Origin of the sequence: Ferruginibacter sp. HRS2-29 (genome assembly GCF_024343615.1) — a bacterium.
Taxonomy (GTDB): Bacteria; Bacteroidota; Bacteroidia; order Chitinophagales; family Chitinophagaceae; genus Ferruginibacter.
Genome location: NZ_RJUB01000007.1, coordinates 92,719 through 111,139, shown reverse-complemented (window position 1 = coordinate 111,139; position 18,421 = coordinate 92,719). Strand labels below are relative to the sequence as shown.

Sequence of the window (18,421 nt, the reverse complement as noted above, 5' to 3'; positions counted from 1 at the left end):
TATTTTTATTTTTATTCCCGTCTTCCCGCAAAGAAATTTTTGTTCTGTTATCATCGTAAAAATACTGGTGCCAGAATTTCACGCAACCGATTGCCTTTCGCAAACAAGCGATTGCGTAGCCAGGATACTTATGTCTAAAGGGTTTCAGCTCTTTCATCTAAAAATATTAATGTCAATATTTGATTCATTAATCACCACTAAATCTTCTTTATGAAAAAAATTATTCCTTCCCTTATGTTGATCTTTTTTGCCTGCTCAGGTTATGCGCAGGTGTACGTAGCCGTTACCGGCAATGATGTAACGGGTACCGGCTCATCAGGCAATCCTTACAAAACGATCGTAAAAGGTGTGCAGGCTGCAGCTGCCGGCGCAACGGTGTATGTATCGGGTGGTACGTACAATGAAGTCTCTGAAATTTACATCAGCAAAGCTTTGACACTACAAAAGACGGGCGCCACCGAAGTCATTGTAAATGCATCGGGCCGTGGTACGGGTTCTTTCAAATACATGCTTGGTATTGTGAATACCAGCAATGTAACCATCGATGGCATTACGTTTGCCAACAATATCGGGAATGGCAGCAAAGGTGCATGGGTGCTTGGCTCGGGCAACAATATCACGATTAAGAATTGTTCATTTGAAAACATCGGCTGGGTAAGCAATGACCTTGATTCTATCCCTCCAAACAGCGGTACTGTTACCAATGCCATCAAAGTGGAAGGCAACAGCGCAACTGCTTTGACCAACATCACATTGCTGGACAACAATGTTGAAAATTGTGCTACCGGCTGGGGCGAAGCAGTTACTATTACAGGAAATGTGAACGGGTTTATTGTAGATGGAAACCTGATCTACGACATTGCCAACATCGGTATTGTTGCAGCAGGCAATTATACCAGTACCGGCGCACCTTCCGGCGTGAACCAGGCACGCAATGGTACGATCATCGGCAACGAAGTACATCATTGCATGAGCGCCGTGGCCAACAGCGCCGGCATCTATCTGGATGGCGCTATCAACATCCGCGTTGAAAAAAATGAAGTATATCAAAGCGGCGTAGGCATTTCCGTTGGTGGCGAACAACCTACAGGGGTGGGCGCTACAACTCCCGGCGGACATGTGATCAACAACAATCTCATTTATAATAATGTGATTGCCGGCGCTTACTTCGGCACCAACCTCGCAGGTAACGCCATTCAGAATACCAAGATCTTCAATAATACTTTTTATAAAAACAGGACGGGCGCTGTGGTTAATGGCGTAACCACCATTAATGGAGTTGCGGTTGGCACAGCTGCTGACAACTTTGGGGGCGAAGTGCATCTTCAGAATATCAATGGTACTACTTTCAAAAACAACATCGTGTATGCGAGCAACAATAAAAAAGCCCTGGTTGCGCTAAGCGGCTATTCTGTTGCCAGCTATGCATCCAATTACAATCTTTATTACAGGGATGGCAGCACTACTTTCATCATGGATCTTACCGGAACCAGCTTCAATGGAAGCTCTACCACCGGCTCATATTCGCCCGCCCAGTTTACTACACAAACCACGCTGGACTCCAATGCAGTTGTAGGCGCTCCGGGTTTCGTGAATGCAGGAAGTTTTGACTTTGCGCTCACTTCTTCTGCATCCGCAAAAAATAAAGGCGATGTAACTTATGACTCAAATGCTTCTGGAACCACCGACAGGGATTATTCAACAAGAAAAAGAGATGGCCGTGTAGACATCGGCTGTTATGAAGTACAAAGCGGAGCATTCAGAACGGCAGCTCCACAGGAGCAAGTTATCATCCCGGAATTCAGCATTTATCCAAACCCGGCAACCGATAAGGTTAATATCAATTTCGGAAAGCAGGTAACCGACGCCGTTATACGCATCACAGATGTAAATGGGCGTCTGCTATTGCTTAAGAATGTGAAGAATACTACGTTTGAAAGGATAGACATCCGGGCGCTGAAAGCCGCCACAGGATTAGTGACTGTGACGATCGTGGAAAACAGATCCAGCAGTTCGTTTAAAGTATTGATCCGGTAAGGCCTCACCACAGAGAAAAGAGAGAGCGGAGTTTACGCAGAGATATTATTATGCTCTGCGTAAACTCCGCTCTCTCTTTTCTCTGCGGTTAAAAAACCTTTCTGGTTGAACGTACTTTCATCCGGCTCATTTCACCTCCACCACATGCAAAAGTTTATTGTATCCTGTGGCAGGTTCCCATACATCCGTATTGGCCAACCGGATACTATAGGAGGGATCATTTTGCAATGAAGCGTATCCATCAGGAAGGTTCAATAATAATTCATATTGGCCGGCAGTAATTCCTTTCGGCAAACTGAAAGATTGTTTAAGACGAATGTTCCCCGTATACCACCTTTTTACAGAAGTATTGAAAAGAAGCGTAAATGTCTTTCCATTTTGTTTGTTACGCAATACAAGCTGCACCGGCCGTGGATTATAGGGCGCTGCAAACCCGATGTTTGCCATATTGATCTGTACCGGTAATTTTCCGCCTTGCGAAACAGATATGGGAAAAACGTTTTTTTTCAATACCAACCTATATCCAAGTTTTTGTTTGATCGCTTTCATACATCCCAGCGAATCCCAGTCATTATTCACCTGGTTATTGTAAGCAGCATTAAGATAACTGTAATGCATAGACGCCATTTCCTGTTCGGCTATTCCAAATGGGGCACAGTCGTTCTGAGGACTATAGGCATCATCGCAGGTTTCGCCTCCCACTGCTACATAACGGCTATCGGCTTCGAAGTAATTTCTCAATCGTTTATTGGCGGTATCACGTTTACCTGCCGAATTTCCATAATCATAAAAAGTTCCGTAATCATCTTCACTCGCCAAAAAACAATCATTGTGAAACCCAACCCTTGCCGCGTCTTTTTTGGTGAAGATCGTTTTTTCGTTCAGCGGTGCGGAAGTAACAGTTGCTGCAACTCCATACACAAACCTTTGTTTGATCTGCGGGGTACGCACCTGCACCATCCTCGAGTCGGACATCGCATCCAGCAAAGCTTTCAGCAATTGATTGCGGTGTGCCCAGCTGCTATCCGCGATGATCTTCAGTTCGCTTGTAGAAGCGTCGCCCCAGTGATCCGTAAAATAATTTTCTCCCCAGATGCCGATGAACCCTTCCTGCAGCACCGCTATTACATCTGCATTTTTTTTAAGCAACGGTTTCAATTGGCTGATATGATTGAAAGTCACCTCCCGTGGCGCATCCCCGTATGGCGGGCATATCTTATACTCATCCGTGCAATCGCCGCCATGGGTGGTGTTGGTGTAAGCAAAACGAAGGATCATTTTCAAACCGGCTTTTCTTACAACATCAAAGTCGGACTGAAGATTTTTTAAAAAATCCGCAGACAAAGGCTTATTGACAAAATCATCCAGTTCGTATCCACGATACAGCAAGGAGACATTTACGGAATAGGTAGCTGAACCCAGCTTCTGTGGCTGCTTCCGGTATTGCAGTAGCTGCCTGATATCCAGTGGCACAAACTTACTTGATCTTGTTCCCGAAGGGATATAAAATCCACGCTCAGGATTGGTAAAATCTGTATCATCGGGTTCATAACGGATTGTTTTAAGTTGAGCGGCAGATGCCAATGTAACAACCAGGCATGTCAACAGCAATAGTGTTTTTTTCGTCATAGCTTGAAAAATATTTTCTTTTTATACAACCATAAACAAAGATACCATTCGGCAAAAAGCGTAACGATCGCGGAGCATACATCCAGCCATTTTTCCTGCATTCCCGTAAAACCTGCAAAACCCTTTACAAATACGGCTATCACGGGATTGAGCCATTGGTGGCCGGCTGTTTCGAAGAATAAATAAATGAAAATAGCATTCATTCCAATCACCACGAATATCCATGCAAAACGGTTGTAGTGCCTGACATCGGTGATCCAGTAAAGCAATGCCATTATCAGCAACACCCAGCCGCCGGATACCAATACAAATGAACTGGTACTGATGCGTTTGATGATGGGGGTGATATCAGTAAGATCAAGTGTGTACCCCAGCAAGAGACATATTGCAGCAGCTATCAGCAACACTGTTATTTTTCGGGAAGAAGAATTTGCGCTGATCAGCAGTTTGCCCGCCAACACTCCCCAGATGGTATGTGCAGCGGTGGGAATGATGTTGATGGCGACCCATCCGTCGGTATTTACCTTGCCCATAAGGATCATGTCCATCCAGTTACCGAAATTTTTACCGCTTACAAATGGCTCTGTGTATCCATCTGCGGGCACATAGCGGTATAATAATTCGGTGAGCAGCAATAATGCTATTGAAAAAATAACCTGGAACCGATCGGATTTTTGTATGATCATATAAGCTATGATGGTAGTAACTGACAGCTGTGTAAGCACATTCCATAATTCCCAAACTAACCGTCCCGCATAGACGCAATGCAACGCTGTACCGAATAAAAATAATCTGAAACACCGGATGGCGATATGCCGGAAATTCTCTTTCCAGCTGATGCCTTTCATTTTTTTGTAATGAAAAGAAATAAACAGGGATGCCCCGGCCATCGTCATAAATGCGGGCTGTACAAGATCCCAGAAGCGAAGGCCATGCCAGGGATGATGAAAGAACTGCTGCACTATAACTCCGGCAAAACCATGTATTTCGAGGGCCGACAGGGATTCGTATACCATGCAGCTTTCCGCTGCCAGCAGGATCATGATGAGGCCACGCATGACATCGAGCGAGAGCAACCGGTTTGAATTGTTATTTGCTTGAATGGATGGCATCCGGTAAATTAAGCATAGTTGTGCGGTTTGCAATAAACGGTAAACGTATGTAAACGAATACAAACGTTTGAAATAATAAGTCAAGCGTTTGCGTAAAATTATTATCTTACGGATAGCTTAAATTGATGAAAAAAACATTGCCTACCATAAAAGAAATTGCCAAACAGCTGAATATTTCCATTTCTACCGTGTCGCGTGCGTTGCATGACCATCCCAGTATAGGCCTGCGTACAAAGACAAGGGTGCAGGAATTGGCGAAGCAATTACAATACGAACCTAACCAGACAGCCATCTTTTTTCAGCAGGGAAAAACATTCACCATAGGTGTGATATTGCCGGAACTGAGCGAAGCATTCTTTTCTTCCGCCATCAGCGGTATTGAAGACGCGGCACATAAAAGCGGCTACACGGTACTGTTAGGACAGTCGCACGACAGTGTCGACAAAGAAAAACAGCTGATAGAAACGATGAAGAAACATCGTGTGGACGGCCTTTTGATCTCAATTTCAAAAAATACCAACAACTACGAACACTTTGAAGCGCTTCAGCGTTATAATATCCCGATCGTTTTTTTTGATCGCATCCCAAAGATCCCCAACATTCATTATGTAGCCTGCAACATGATCAACGGCACTGTACAGGCCATCAATTTTTTACTCAAAAAAGGCCACCGTATCATCGGTATGATCAATGGCCCGGAAAAATTACCCGCTACCAAAGAAAGACTGGATGGATATATTCAGGCAATGATCAAAAGCAGGCTGAAGTATGATGCAGGCCTGGTACTGAACAGCGATCTTACCAAAGAAAGTGTATGCGCCGCTACTGAAAAATTGCTGACAGGCAAACGAAAACCCACAGCCATAGTTACTTTCAATGATTATGTAGCCATGGATGCCGTACAACAGGCACGTAAGATGAAACTGAAGATCAATAAGGATATCTGTTTTGTCTCTTACGCCAATCTTCCCATCAGTCATTATACTGCCTACCCGCCAATGGCATCGGTAGAGCAGTTTCCGTATCAGCAAGGACAAAAAGCTACGGAAACACTCATTGATCTGCTTCAGCGAAAAACGAATGCAGACAACGAAGCTATCAATACCACTTATTATAAGATCATCCTCGAATCGCAGTTAGTAATTCATGAAGGAGTTTAGAGATTAGGGATTAGAGGGTCATTCTCTTTGGGGTCTAAACCCAAATCCCTAAACTCATCTAAACTTTCCCGCAAGCGTTTGCACTTCATTAAGCCATAAACATGTAATACTTTCATAGCCTGATATTTTATTGAATGAGTATGATGCAAACTATTCTAACCGCTTATGGGCTGGATGAAAACACGGCTAAGGTAAAACCCTTTGGCACCGGGCTTATCAACCATACCTGGCTGGTGAATTCCGGGGATGATAATTTTATCCTGCAACGCATCAATCATAATATCTTCAAGGCTCCGCAGCAGATAGCGGATAACCTGCACATGATCGGGACTTATCTTGCAGAAAAATATCCTGACTATCTTTTTGTGATGCCGGAACGTACCCTTGGAAATGAAGACATGCTTCATCTGCCCGATTCGGGTTATTACCGTTCTTTTAATTTTGTAAAAAATTCGCACAGCATAGATGTGGTGAACAGCACTCAGCAGGCTTATGAAGCTGCTGCCCAGTTCGGACGCTTTACCAGGTTGCTGGCGGGTTTTCCTTCGGAAAGATTAAATACGACACTACCCGATTTTCACAACCTTACTTTGCGTTATGCCCAATTTGAAGATGCTTTAAAAAACGGCAACCAGGAAAGAATAAAGGAAGCAGAAACGATCATTGATTACCTGAAATCGCAAAAAAATATCGCCGACACTTACGAAGAGATCTGCCGGTCGGGAGAATTTAAAAAACGGGTAACCCATCACGATACCAAAATCAGCAATGTACTTTTTGATGACAACGACAATGGCCTTTGCGTGATTGACCTGGACACTGTGATGCCCGGTTATTTCATCAGCGATGTGGGAGATATGATGCGTACCTATCTCTCACCCGTAAACGAAGAGGAGAAAGACTTTAGCAGGATCACCATACGCAATGAATATTTCAACGCCATCAGGGCAGGCTATCTCAGCGAAATGTCTGCTGAGCTTACAGAAAAAGAAAAACAACATTTTGTTTATGCCGGCAAATTCATGATCTACATGCAGGCGCTGCGGTTCATTACAGACCACCTCAACAACGACCAGTACTATGGCGCTGCTTACGAAGGGCATAATTTTGTGAGGGCCAATAACCAGGCGGTACTGCTTAAACTCCTGATCGAAAAAGAAAGCGAGCTTAGCTTTTAAGGAATAAGAAAGTGAGTTCACTCTGTCTGAGATCTTTAATAGTACGTACCTTTCCTATTCCTTATTTGTTTTCCTTATTTCTTATTTTTCAAAAAAAAATTCCGATATGGAAATACCGGAATTATGGATAAAATCTAAACGATTGCGCTTACGCAAAAATATTTAATACGCTGAACCCAGCCCGAATACCGGTTTTCTTGTTTTCCATTTACCCCTTGTGAAATCCGGGATCTGCTGCAATGCACCGCCCGCTGCAATGGATTGTTCGCTCAACGGGGTGATCGCATACCAGGTTGCCAGGTCATACACATCCAGCGGGAACGGTACGCCCCGTTTGATACTTTCGATGAAAGCATTGTCTACAAAGAAGTCCATCCCTCCATGGCCTGAATCTTTAGCGGCCGCTTCAAATTGTTTCCAAAGCGGATGATCATTATCCTGGAGCAATTTCTGCGGATTATCCCATACATGTTTTTCGCTCACTTTATCGATATGGATCATGCCGCGATCAAACTCGCCTTCGTGATGATCCTGCCAGATACCGTTTGTTCCCTGCACCCTGAAACCCAGGTTGTACGGGCGTGGAGAGCAGGTGTCCAATGTCAGCACGATCGTTTCGCCATTGGCGGTCTGTATCTGTGTAGTAACTATGTCGCCTTGTTTGAATTTAATATTCGCATTCGGGTGATTGGGGCCGCCTTTGGGATGTTCCCTGATATAACGGTTAAGCCCACGTGCTTTTGTAGCAACAGATGAAAGGCTGGTCAGGATATTTCCCCGATTGAGATCGATCATGGTACCAACAGGCCCAAGGCTGTGCGTTGGATAATTTTCTCCATTGCGGTCGACATAGTGTTGTGTACGCCACTTGGCTTCACTGTAACCTTTGGCCCCAAACTCTGCCCCACTGTTGTACGGCGTAATTCCATCGTTGAACAACACCCCGCGAAGATCGTGCTGGTAGCCGCCCTGCAGGTGAAGTATTTCGCCGAACATGCCTTTTGTAACCATATTGTGTACCGCCATGATATCGCGGCGGTAGCACACATTTTCCAATGGCATGATCGGGATACCCGTCTTTTCAGAAGTATTCACAAAGTCCCAGCAGTCCTGCAGCTTTACTGCCCCGCAAACTTCCATCCCTACTATCTTTCCTGCATTCATGGCATCGATGCCTTGTACGGCATGCCATTCCCATGGTGAAGCGATGAAGACCGCATCGATATCCGTACGTTTCAACAAATTCTGGTAATCCGTATTGCCATTGGTATATTCTACCGGGGCTTTCCTGTTGTATTTTTTTACCAGCGATTGTGCCATCGCCATCATATTCTTGTCGGGGTCGGCCATTGCTATCACGTCTACATCAGGGCGTTTCAGCATTTCTTCGAGATGCAGCTGGCCACGAAGCCCCACGGCTATCATACCTACTCTCACCCTGTTCATTTTTGTAGTGCTGAACGCTTTAAGCGCAGAAGGAAGAAAGACAAAACCTGCACTGGTGAGTGCGGCATCCCTGAGAAATTTCCGGCGGTTCAATGTATTGGTCATAATGGTCAATCGATTTATTGTTCAAACTTATGCTTTGCTGCTCATGATTTGTTGTGCAAACGTTTGATGCAATTTGAGTGTATCATTAATCAATGAGTAGTTGTATTTTTCCAATTCATCATTAAAAGCCAGTCATGCAGAAAAAAGAAACTAACTATTATGCCATCGTCATCATTGGCATCTTGTTCTTCGTATTTGGATTCGTTACCTGGCTGAACGGCGCACTGATACAGTTTCTTAAGCTCGTGTGCGAGCTGGAAAATGATACACAGGCATTTTTTGTAACATTCGCATTTTACATCGCCTACTTTTTTCTTGCGATCCCTTCTTCCATCATTCTCAAAAAGACCGGCTTCAAAAACGGCATGGCGCTGGGTTTGGTAGTAATAGCTGCCGGCTCGCTTATTTTTATTCCTGCGGCTAATGCCAGAAATTTTGGCTTGTTTCTTACGGGATTATTTATTCAGGGCACTGGATTGGCCTTGTTACAAACAGCCTCCAATCCCTACATAAGCATTGTGGGACCTATCGAAAGCGCCGCCAAACGTATCAGCATCATGGGCATCTGCAATAAGATCGCCGGGATGTTGAGCCCGTTGATACTGGCATCGCTTATTCTTAAAAATGCTACCGCAATAGAAACGGAAGTCAGTAAAACCACCGACCCCGTATTGAAAGCACAATTGCTGGATCAGCTGGCAGTAAAGGTCATCCCGCCGTACATCGTATTGGCCGTAATATTGGTATTGCTTGCTTTTATGATCAAACGATCGAAGCTGCCGGAAATCAATATCGATGAAGATCAACCTTTGGAAAATAATACGGCTGTTGTCAAAACAAGCGTATTTCAATACAAGCATCTTATGTTGGGTGTGCTTTGCCTCTTTTTATATGTTGGTGTGGAAGTGATGGCAGGGGATGCTATTGGCGCATACGGAAGAGAACTTGGCATCCCGCTCGACGAAACCAAATTTTTTACTACCTATACTTTACTGGCGATGCTGCTGGGTTATATCATCGGCATCATTTGTATACCGAAATATCTTTCGCAACAAAATGCGCTTGCCGTATCAGCCATACTCGGCGCCACATTCAGCATCTGCGTTTTTGCAACGGGTGGTTATACGGCCATCATTTTTATCGCATTGCTCGGGCTATCAAATGCACTTATGTGGCCTGCTATCTTTCCGCTGGCCATTGCCGGACTTGGGAAATTCACCAAGATCGGTTCTGCATTGCTCATCATGGGAATCGTTGGTGGCGCCATCTTTCCAATGTTATATACTGTATTGAAAGATAAAAATATTGCCAGCAATCATACGGCATTTCTCATTTGCATGTTGCCAGCCTATCTGTATATATTATATTATGCGGTGAGGGGGTATTCGGCAGGGAAAGCAAAATAATTTTCACGCAAAGACAAACCCCGGAGGTTTTCCTCAAACCTCCGGGGTTTTCACCTCAATTCCAGCGTTGCTTTGTAAGTATCGCAATACCAAAATACAATACAAAAAGCAATGCCGGTATCGCCAGTATCAATGTGAGCAGCATGGCAAAACCCGGATAACCATTGCCTCGCAGCCAAAGGCTTCCAAATAATACCACGATCAATACTGCTATGATCATGGTCCATAACCCAAGGTTGGTGCCGCTTACAGTGCCATCGGCCATGCCGATAAAAAAGAAGATCAATACTACAGAGGCGGTGATGGCATCAATGCCCCACATGATGTTGAAGAAGGTCATGGTAAAAAGATTGATTTGTGTTAAAAGGATGCTGGTTACTGGATGCTGGTTACTGGTTATCGTAGCGAAGAACTAAGCGACATCAACTATTACGAACATCCAGCATCCGGCATCTACCAAAAGAAAGTCATTCCATTTGGATACAGCCATTTCAAACAACCAACGGAAGGATTCATTTTACCATCGTCACCGTATCAGGAGTACGATTCCTTTTAATTGCGTGGCAACGCCGCCTTTTGTAAAACTGCAGATCCATGTATAACCTCCCGGATCGGCAGGCTGCCCGTTGAGTGTACCATTCCAGCCTTTTGACTGGGTAGTAGATTGGAAGACCCTTATACCATAACGGTTAAATATCTGCAGGTTGTAATTCAGCAGCTGGCCTGTATACAGCACCCTGAACACATCATTCTTCGTATCGTTATTTGGGGTGAACGCGTTCGGGAAATATGGATTGCAGATGCCTGCGCTAATTTTTACCTGGTCTGTAGCCGAACCGCAGCTATTGGTAACCGTTACGAAGTAAGTGCCCGCCGATCTTACGATGAAAGAGGGCTGTGTAGAATTATCCTGCCACAGGTAAGAGCTGAAGGTACCTGGTGATAAGGTGAGCGTTTCGCCACCGCAGAGTTCCTTGTCGGCGCCCAGGCTGGGCGAAGGTTTGGCCAAAACAGTGAGTTTCAATGTACGCGTACTGTCGCAGCCACCGGTGGATGTAAAGTGATCCGTGTATGTGCCGCTCGTGCTGTAACCGAGGTATGACTGGCCTTCGCAGATATTCTGTGTAATGGATGATGATACTTTCGCTTTTACAGTCAGTATCAATGTGCGGGTACTATCGCAACCATTGGCTGCCGTAAAATGATCAACGTATGTACCGCTAACGGAATAACCCGCATAGCTGCTTCCGGCACAAATGGATTGTGTGATGGCGGAAACAGCTTTCGCTTTCACCGTAAGATGGAGAGTACGTGCGCTGTCGCAACCATTGGCCGCCGTAAAATGATCCGTATAAACCCCGGTAGCGGAATAACCAAGGTAAGTATCGCCGGCGCAGATGGAATGCGTGATGGCAGAAACTTTTTTCGGATTGACAGTAAGGTTTAGTGTCCGGATACTATCGCAACCATTGGCGGCAGTGAAGTTATCGACGTAAGTGCCGCTAATGCTATATCCAAGATAGGTTTGCCCATCGCAGATAGATTGATGGATGGTGGTAAATGATCTCGCATTCACGGTAAGATTTAAAGTACGCGTACTGTCGCAACCATTGGCCGCAGTAAATACATCTACATAAGTGCCGGTAGCAGAGTACCCGAGATATGTCTGCCCCTGGCAGATGGATTGATTAATGGTAACCGTTTGTTTTTGATTCACCGTGAGATTTAAGATCCGCGTACTATCGCAACCGTTATCGCCGGTGAAAATATCCGTATAAGTGCCGGTAGCGGAATAGCCTGAATATGTTTGCCCCTGGCAAATGGATTGGTTGATGGTAACCGTTTGCTTTTGATTCACCGTGAGGTTCAATATCCGCGTGCTATCACAACCGTTAGTGCCGGTAAAAATATCCGTGTACGTTCCGGTAGCGGAGTAGCCTGAATATGTTTGCCCCTGGCAAATGGATTGGTTGATGGTTACAGTTTGCTTTTGATTCACCGTTAGGTTTAATATCCGCGTGCTATCACAACCGTTAGTGCCGGTAAAAATATCCGTATAAGTGCCGGTAGCGGAGTAACCCAAATAGGTTTGCCCCTGGCAGATGGATTGGTTGATGGTAGTCGTCTGTTTCGGCTTCACCGTAAGGTTCAAGGTACGCGTGCTGTCGCAGCCATTGGTACCGGTAAATACATCTACGTAAGTTCCTGATGCGGAATACCCTTCAAAACTCTGGCCTTCGCAGATAGATTGATTGAAGATGCTTGTTTGTTTCAGCTTCACCGTAAGGTTCAATATACGCGTGCTGTCGCAACCATTGGCACCGGTAAATACATCTGCATACGTTCCAGGCGTTGAATACCCTTCGTAACTCTGGCCTTCGCAGATCGATTGGCTGATGGTGGAAACTGTTTTGGCACGTACGGTAAGATTCAATATACGGATGCTGTCGCAACCATTTACCGCGGCAAGTGTATCGCGGTATGTACCCGTAACTGTATAACCGAGGTACGACTGGCCCTCGCAGATGGATTGGTTGATGGTTGAAAAACTTTCCGGCAATATCGTCACCGGCTTTTGTGCGGTGCCGATACAGCCATCGGTGCGTACTGCTGTAAGATTTACATTGTAATCGCCGGCAATCGTGTAAGTTTTTGTCGCCACTTTTACAGAATCAATCGTGGCATCACCGAATGTCCACAACCATTTATTGGGAAAAATTGTAGCAGAAGAGGTTCCGGTAAAAGTGATCGGTTTGTTTACACACAATACCGGCGAAATGCTGAAATCCGCATCGGGGCCGGGTATCGAGCCTACAGGAATATTGAGTTCGGTACTGAAACTGCAATTTTCGATCAGCTGATCGTTAAGTGTTACAGGAATTGAGTAGCTTCCTGTTGTATTAAACGTATAATTGCCCGGTAATTCATACAGGTAAAATTTCCGTTGAAATTCCACCACCGAATCGGTTGGTACAGGGTAATTATTTTGCAGCACATCCGCGTTAGACGAAAGGCCCGCAACTGCGCTGATGTGCCATAAGATAGAGGAAGGACGATAGGTTGTTTTAAATACCAGCTTAAACGGTGTACCCGGACAACTATATCCTGTAAGCGCTGTACCGTAAAGATTTTTTACCTGGATATTCGATTCAAGATTGCGCAGGTTGGTTCCTGCATTGTACCCGTAAGATTCGTACTGGCCAAGGCCGTAAGTAATTGCCGTAAAATTAGAATCGCTGGTAGCCGTGTGCTGCGCCGGAGTCACCGGAAGTTGTTTTACCACCACACTATATCCCGGCGCATTGGGATGATTGAATACCCGGTCGAATGTATTACTGCCATCAATGAGTAAAGATGATAGCCCGTTTTGCGGGATCACCAGCGTGAGGTAATTTACCTGTATCGCTTCTTTGTTGGTATTGTAAAACACCACTTTATTAATGGCCTGTTCCACCGGGCTCAGGATAAACATTTCCGGATCGCCCAGCCCCTGCGTTCCACAGCCGGAAGCAGAAGGGATGAACTGCGCCATGAGCACGGGTTTCGTAGAAGTGATCACATCATTGGTGGTGGCTACAAAATCATAGAAAAAATTGTTGATCAGTCCGGTCAGCAGTACCCCGTTCTTTCTTACCAATGTATTCGGCTCTCTTATATAAACACGAAATTTATTGTTATTCTGCAATGAAGGCGATGCACTCTGCGACGTTAATGCGGTGATATATTTATTTCCCCATGCATTGATAGGAAACACCTGCTGCATCACAAAATCACTGCCACCGCTGAAAGGATTTACCGAACAGACGAGTGTACGGCTGCTGCCCGAGAACATTCCTACCGGGTGACAAATGCCATCGGCGCCCGGCAGCGACTGTACCTTGCTTCCCGAAAGATCATAACCGGTACTGCCGTTGATCGCCCCCATCACATTGTATATTTCCCCTTTGTTGAGGTTGACTGTAAAAGGAACATTCTGCGCATGCCCGCCAACCGTAGGCCGCGAAGGAGTGATACGGATGGTCGTATTATTTTCATTAGCCACTACATAAAACCAGGAGTAACTGTCACTCGCATTCTGCTCGGGGTTTACGGAAAAAAAAGTATAACTGTAAGTCTCCACCGGGATCAGCATGGTGGCGCCTGAAGTGTATTGGCCATACACATGTACATACGCTACAATCGGCACATCGCTTACAATATGGATACCTTTTGTGGAAAGCCCTTCGGCAGTGATCCTGCAATCGTCCGGCCCCGTTTTGGGAAGCAGGTCGGTGGGTATGGCTGTATTGGCCGGTATGGAATAATTTCTCACCCATGATGTTCCATTCACACTTACCGTAACGTTGGCTGCCTCAGTAGCGCTGAGGTAGATCACCATGTCCTGCGCATTGGTGGCAAACAACTGGTTATGCCCGTACCCTACCCAAAACTCCTTCCCTTTGTTGGTAAAGTTTTGGGCATTGCCCGAAAGGGCAAACAGAAAAGTGCATATGAGTAAAAAGAGTTTCAATTACAGAATTTAGTTTAAATGGTTGTTCTCTAACTGCCAATAAGCGAGGACAAACTTGTTGCCCTCGCTTATCACAGATGTGATCTCTACCTGATCACTTTTTGCACATAGGTATTATTATTTACTTCGATTGTTACAATGTACATTCCTTTCGGCAGCTGGCTTACCCGGTCTATGCTGATGAGATTTGTACCAGCATTTACCACAGCTGTCTGCCTGCTGATAACCCTTCCTGACAGGTCTGTTATTCTGATCGATGCTTTCCCTGCCGTATTGGTACTGATCCTTCCAAACAATTCGGATACAAATGGATTTGGCTGCACACTGATGGAAACTTTCTCTTCATTGCCCAGGCGAACGGCCAATACTGATGAATATTCAACATGCCCGTCGTTGTCGGTTATTTTCAAACGATAGTACAATACCCTCGTGTTATTGCCAGCAGCTTTTACATCGGTGAAATTGTAATACTGCGTCACCGAACTGTTACCGCGTGCCTGCACGATGCCCGCCGATACAAAATTTGCCGCATCCGTTGAACGTTCGATGGTGAAATTTTTGGTATTCTGCTCCGTTGATGTAGCCCATTTTACTGCTACATCATCGCCTGCTTTCACCGCAGAGAAACTCAGTAACTTAACCGGCAGTGCGCCTATGAATTCATATGCGCCGATGTCAGGTGTGGTAGCGCTTCTTGAAAAGTTATTGATATCTGTAGTGATACCTGCAAAAACCCCTTTGTTATCCAGTTCCAGGTTCGTAGGCGACAGATTTCCTGTGCTGAGGTCGGCGTACGCAGGATCGATGGATAAAGAATTGGCGTCATTGGCGCTTCCTGTTTTCCATGTTTCAATCGTTGTATACACCACCGCGTTTTTAAACCCGATCGTATTTACACCCGACCCTGCTACATAATAATTATTATTGCTGGCCACATATGCAGTAGCATTTGCATTCATGTAAATAGCGGTATTAGTCCCCAATCCGCTCCGGGTGATGGTCACATTATTGTTGCTGAACACAAGCCCCACGGCGGTGGTAGTCTGGTAGAAAGCACGCGTGGTCCTTGCAGCAGTGGGTGATCCTGTTTTACGGTCGAAAGAAATAGTGTTATGATAATATTCAGTATAATCCGATCCCGTATTCTGAATCCCTACCAGCGAACCAAGGGCACCAAAATCATACACCAGATTATTGATGATGAAATTTTTTGCGGTGGAAGCAGCATCACAATTGTTGGAAAATATCGCTATCGGAGTATTGGTGTCGTTTGGTATCAACGTATGAGAACCGTGTACTTTATTTTTGGAAACAGTCAGCGAAGTGCTCACGCCATTGAGGTAAATACCGGTGTAACTGCTCGTAGTAGTAGTCCTGGCTGGCCTCGACACATCGTTACCTTCTACAAGGCAGCGATCGGTACCTTTTATATAAATACCGTAAGCATACTGGTCTTTTAATACATTGTTGAGAATAGTGTCATTGGCGATACGAAGCGTTGCATCCGAAGAAACCGTCAATCCATAATAACCACCGGTAATAACGTTGTTGGCGATCACATTGAAATCGCATTTACTGTCTGCATTCACTACAGGATCGCTTGCCAGCCCGCCTATCAGCAACCCTGCATAACTCGGCGAAGTACTTGCTGTGGTCACATTTATTTTGCAATTGGTGATCCTGTTGTAATCGGCATCGTTCAACAATTGCACACCATAACCGTATTGGCTGGAAGTAGTACCCGCAGCATTGATCACAAGGTTATCGATGGTAACATATTTTGTCCCGTTGAGTTTTACGACCGCTCTTTCATTTGTATTCAACGCAAGATAATTGAGCGTTTCGCCATTACCGTTGATCTGGATGGTATTGGTGGCAGAAGTGCCCGGTATCACCCCCAGGATGATCTGCTCGTTGTAAGGCCCGCTGCCCGGCATTACATTCAACACTACAGGGCCAATGATGCCGCCACAATCCAGCGCCGCTATCACATCTGTAAATGAATTGAAATTGGTACCGCTGGTTGGCGCAGCTGCATTGACGGTATACGTACCGGATAATTCGTGACGTACGCTTATAAGTATAGGATCAGATATTGCTGTACCTGCCCCGCAGGTCACTACCGCCCTGTAATAAAGATCGGTGGAAGGAGTGACGTCGAACAACGGCACCACAAGTGTACTGCTGATGTTGGTATAAGTACCGTTGATAGTAGCAGAAGATTGCCACTGGTAAGTCTGACCGGAGCCGAAAGAATTTCCCGCCAGGTTCAGCGTTTTCACTATACCGCTACACGCAGGCGCTGAAGGTATGCCTACTGCAGCGCCTGGTATAACCGGTGTATTACATGGCGGGGTAAGGAATTCATAGGCACCAAGATCTGGTGTATTATTATTTCGTACATCGCCGTTGATATCTGTGGCGATGCCTGCGAATGTTCCGAGGTTATCGATGGATGCGCTGGTTGGCTTAAGGTTACCACCGGCAAGATCGGTAAATACAGGATCCTGCGAGGTGGAATGTATATCCCTTGAGGCAGCCGACTGCCATAATGCAAGCGTAGCAGAAGTAGTGCTTACATTCCTTCCAAAATTGTTTGGAGCAATAGTATATATATCATTATAATCGGAAACAAAGATCGAGGGAACCGCTGTAACCTGGATACCATAACCGGCACCCGCACCCTGCCTCAGCAATGAAACGATGTTGTTTTTAAAATTGACATTCGAATTTCCGCCTTCCGATTTAAGCCCTGCAGTGGTATTACCTGAAGCAGATGGCGTACCATCCAGCACGATGGTGTTGTGGTATACATTAATATAAGAGCTCCCTGAAATGTTGATGCCTTCCTGATCGGCCCCCGTCTGGATATCATAAATGACATTATTGGCGATCGTATTGATGGTGGTAGCAGAACCCGGGCTGTTAACGATCTCAATCCCTTTGAAAGTATTATCTGTAACTCCTACGGCCGAAGTGAAATTATGTATCCTGTTGCCTTCGATGCGCAGGTTGCCGTTCTTTTCATCAGACTGTATACCATACACACTTTGCTGCGAACTGACGCTGATATCATTTCCTTTCACCAGCGTCGATTTGTTCCAGATCATATGTATGCCGCTATGTAAAAAATCAGAGATCTTATTATTGGTCACCTTATTGAAATCCATACTGGTAAAATCGAACCCGAAATTACCGGCGTAATTATTCAGGTCGATTCCATCATACCCACCATGGATGATATTGTTATCGATGATGTTGTAATCACAATTGCTGATGCCATTGTTATCCGGAAAATCATCCGAAGAACCGATATAGATCCCGATGGTATTCTGCCCGCTGAAACCATTGGTGGTATCGATGTTGATCGTACAGTTTTTAACCGTATTGCTATCCGCATCCCTTACCAAAGCCACGCCCCAGGCGTAGGTAGAGGACGAAGATGTATTGATGGCGTGAAAAACAATGTTGTTGAGTATCACATTATGTGCGCCATCCAGTTTCAAAACCGCTCTTGCCACCGGGTTGGTGGAAGCGTTCTCAAGTGTAACACCATTTCCGTTGAACGTGATGGTATTGGTAGCAGAAGAACCCGGAATGGCGCTGATGTTTACCTGCTCCACATAGGGCCCGCTGCCCGGAGCTACGTTAAAAACAACCGGTCCGTCTACACCAAACCCAAGCGAGAAGACCGCTTCGGTGAAAGTCTGAAAATTCGTTTCCGAAGATGGCAGCGCCGAATTGATCGTAAAGGTGCCTGAAACCGGGTTCTGTGCCTTTACATCAATGGAAACCAATAAGAAAGAGAAAGATATTAAACAAATCAGCAATAAGTGGA

At 45.3% G+C, this 18,421-nt stretch carries 10 protein-coding genes; 4 read left to right on the top strand and 6 right to left on the bottom strand.

The window, feature by feature from the left end:
* Positions 1-210: 210 nt before the first annotated feature.
* Positions 211-2,037, top strand: coding sequence for a T9SS type A sorting domain-containing protein (locus EGI32_RS04310; protein ID WP_255154142.1), 1,827 nt, complete (start codon positions 211-213; stop codon positions 2,035-2,037).
* 126 nt (positions 2,038-2,163) lie between these two features.
* Here EGI32_RS04310 and EGI32_RS04305 read toward each other — a convergent pair whose 3' ends face one another.
* Together EGI32_RS04305 and EGI32_RS04300 are read right to left on the bottom strand one after the other, a co-directional pair.
* The gene (locus tag EGI32_RS04305) at positions 2,164-3,666 is read right to left on the bottom strand and encodes a DUF4832 domain-containing protein (RefSeq protein WP_255154141.1); all 1,503 of its coding nucleotides are present in this window, start codon (positions 3,664-3,666) and stop codon (positions 2,164-2,166) included.
* Positions 3,663-4,778, bottom strand: a complete 1,116-nt coding sequence (locus tag EGI32_RS04300; protein ID WP_255154140.1) for an acyltransferase family protein — start codon at positions 4,776-4,778, stop codon at positions 3,663-3,665. Before EGI32_RS04300 ends, EGI32_RS04305 begins: the two co-directional genes overlap by 4 nt.
* Positions 4,779-4,903: 125 nt before the next feature.
* On the opposite strand from EGI32_RS04300, the gene EGI32_RS04295 reads away from it, so the two are divergent.
* Both EGI32_RS04295 and EGI32_RS04290 read left to right on the top strand, forming a co-directional pair.
* Positions 4,904-5,938 carry a LacI family DNA-binding transcriptional regulator gene (locus EGI32_RS04295; RefSeq protein ID WP_255154139.1) on the top strand — a complete coding sequence of 345 codons (1,035 nt, stop codon included), beginning with the start codon at positions 4,904-4,906 and terminating at the stop codon, positions 5,936-5,938.
* A 134-nt stretch (positions 5,939-6,072) separates the two neighbouring features.
* Positions 6,073-7,116, top strand: coding sequence for a phosphotransferase enzyme family protein (locus EGI32_RS04290; RefSeq protein ID WP_255154138.1), 1,044 nt, complete (start codon positions 6,073-6,075; stop codon positions 7,114-7,116).
* A 162-nt stretch (positions 7,117-7,278) separates the two neighbouring features.
* Here EGI32_RS04290 and EGI32_RS04285 read toward each other — a convergent pair whose 3' ends face one another.
* On the bottom strand, positions 7,279-8,667 hold the full coding sequence (locus EGI32_RS04285; RefSeq protein ID WP_255154137.1) for a Gfo/Idh/MocA family protein: 1,389 nt from the start codon (positions 8,665-8,667) through the stop codon (positions 7,279-7,281).
* A gap of 134 nt (positions 8,668-8,801) precedes the next feature.
* Here EGI32_RS04285 and EGI32_RS04280 point away from each other — a divergent pair, with 134 nt between their 5' ends.
* On the top strand, positions 8,802-10,073 hold the full coding sequence (locus EGI32_RS04280) for a sugar MFS transporter (protein ID WP_255154136.1): 1,272 nt from the start codon (positions 8,802-8,804) through the stop codon (positions 10,071-10,073).
* Positions 10,074-10,128: 55 nt separating this feature from the next.
* Here the strand turns inward: EGI32_RS04280 and EGI32_RS04275 are convergent, their stop codons facing one another.
* From EGI32_RS04275 to EGI32_RS04265, 3 genes are all read right to left on the bottom strand, one after another.
* Complete coding sequence (locus tag EGI32_RS04275) at positions 10,129-10,413, bottom strand: hypothetical protein (protein WP_255154135.1); 285 nt, start codon at positions 10,411-10,413, stop codon at positions 10,129-10,131.
* A 186-nt stretch (positions 10,414-10,599) separates the two neighbouring features.
* Complete coding sequence (locus EGI32_RS04270; RefSeq protein WP_255154134.1) at positions 10,600-14,583, bottom strand: gliding motility-associated C-terminal domain-containing protein; 3,984 nt, start codon at positions 14,581-14,583, stop codon at positions 10,600-10,602.
* 86 nt (positions 14,584-14,669) lie between these two features.
* The gene (locus tag EGI32_RS04265; RefSeq protein ID WP_255154133.1) at positions 14,670-18,413 is read right to left on the bottom strand and encodes a T9SS type A sorting domain-containing protein; all 3,744 of its coding nucleotides are present in this window, start codon (positions 18,411-18,413) and stop codon (positions 14,670-14,672) included.
* Positions 18,414-18,421 lie beyond the last annotated feature (8 nt).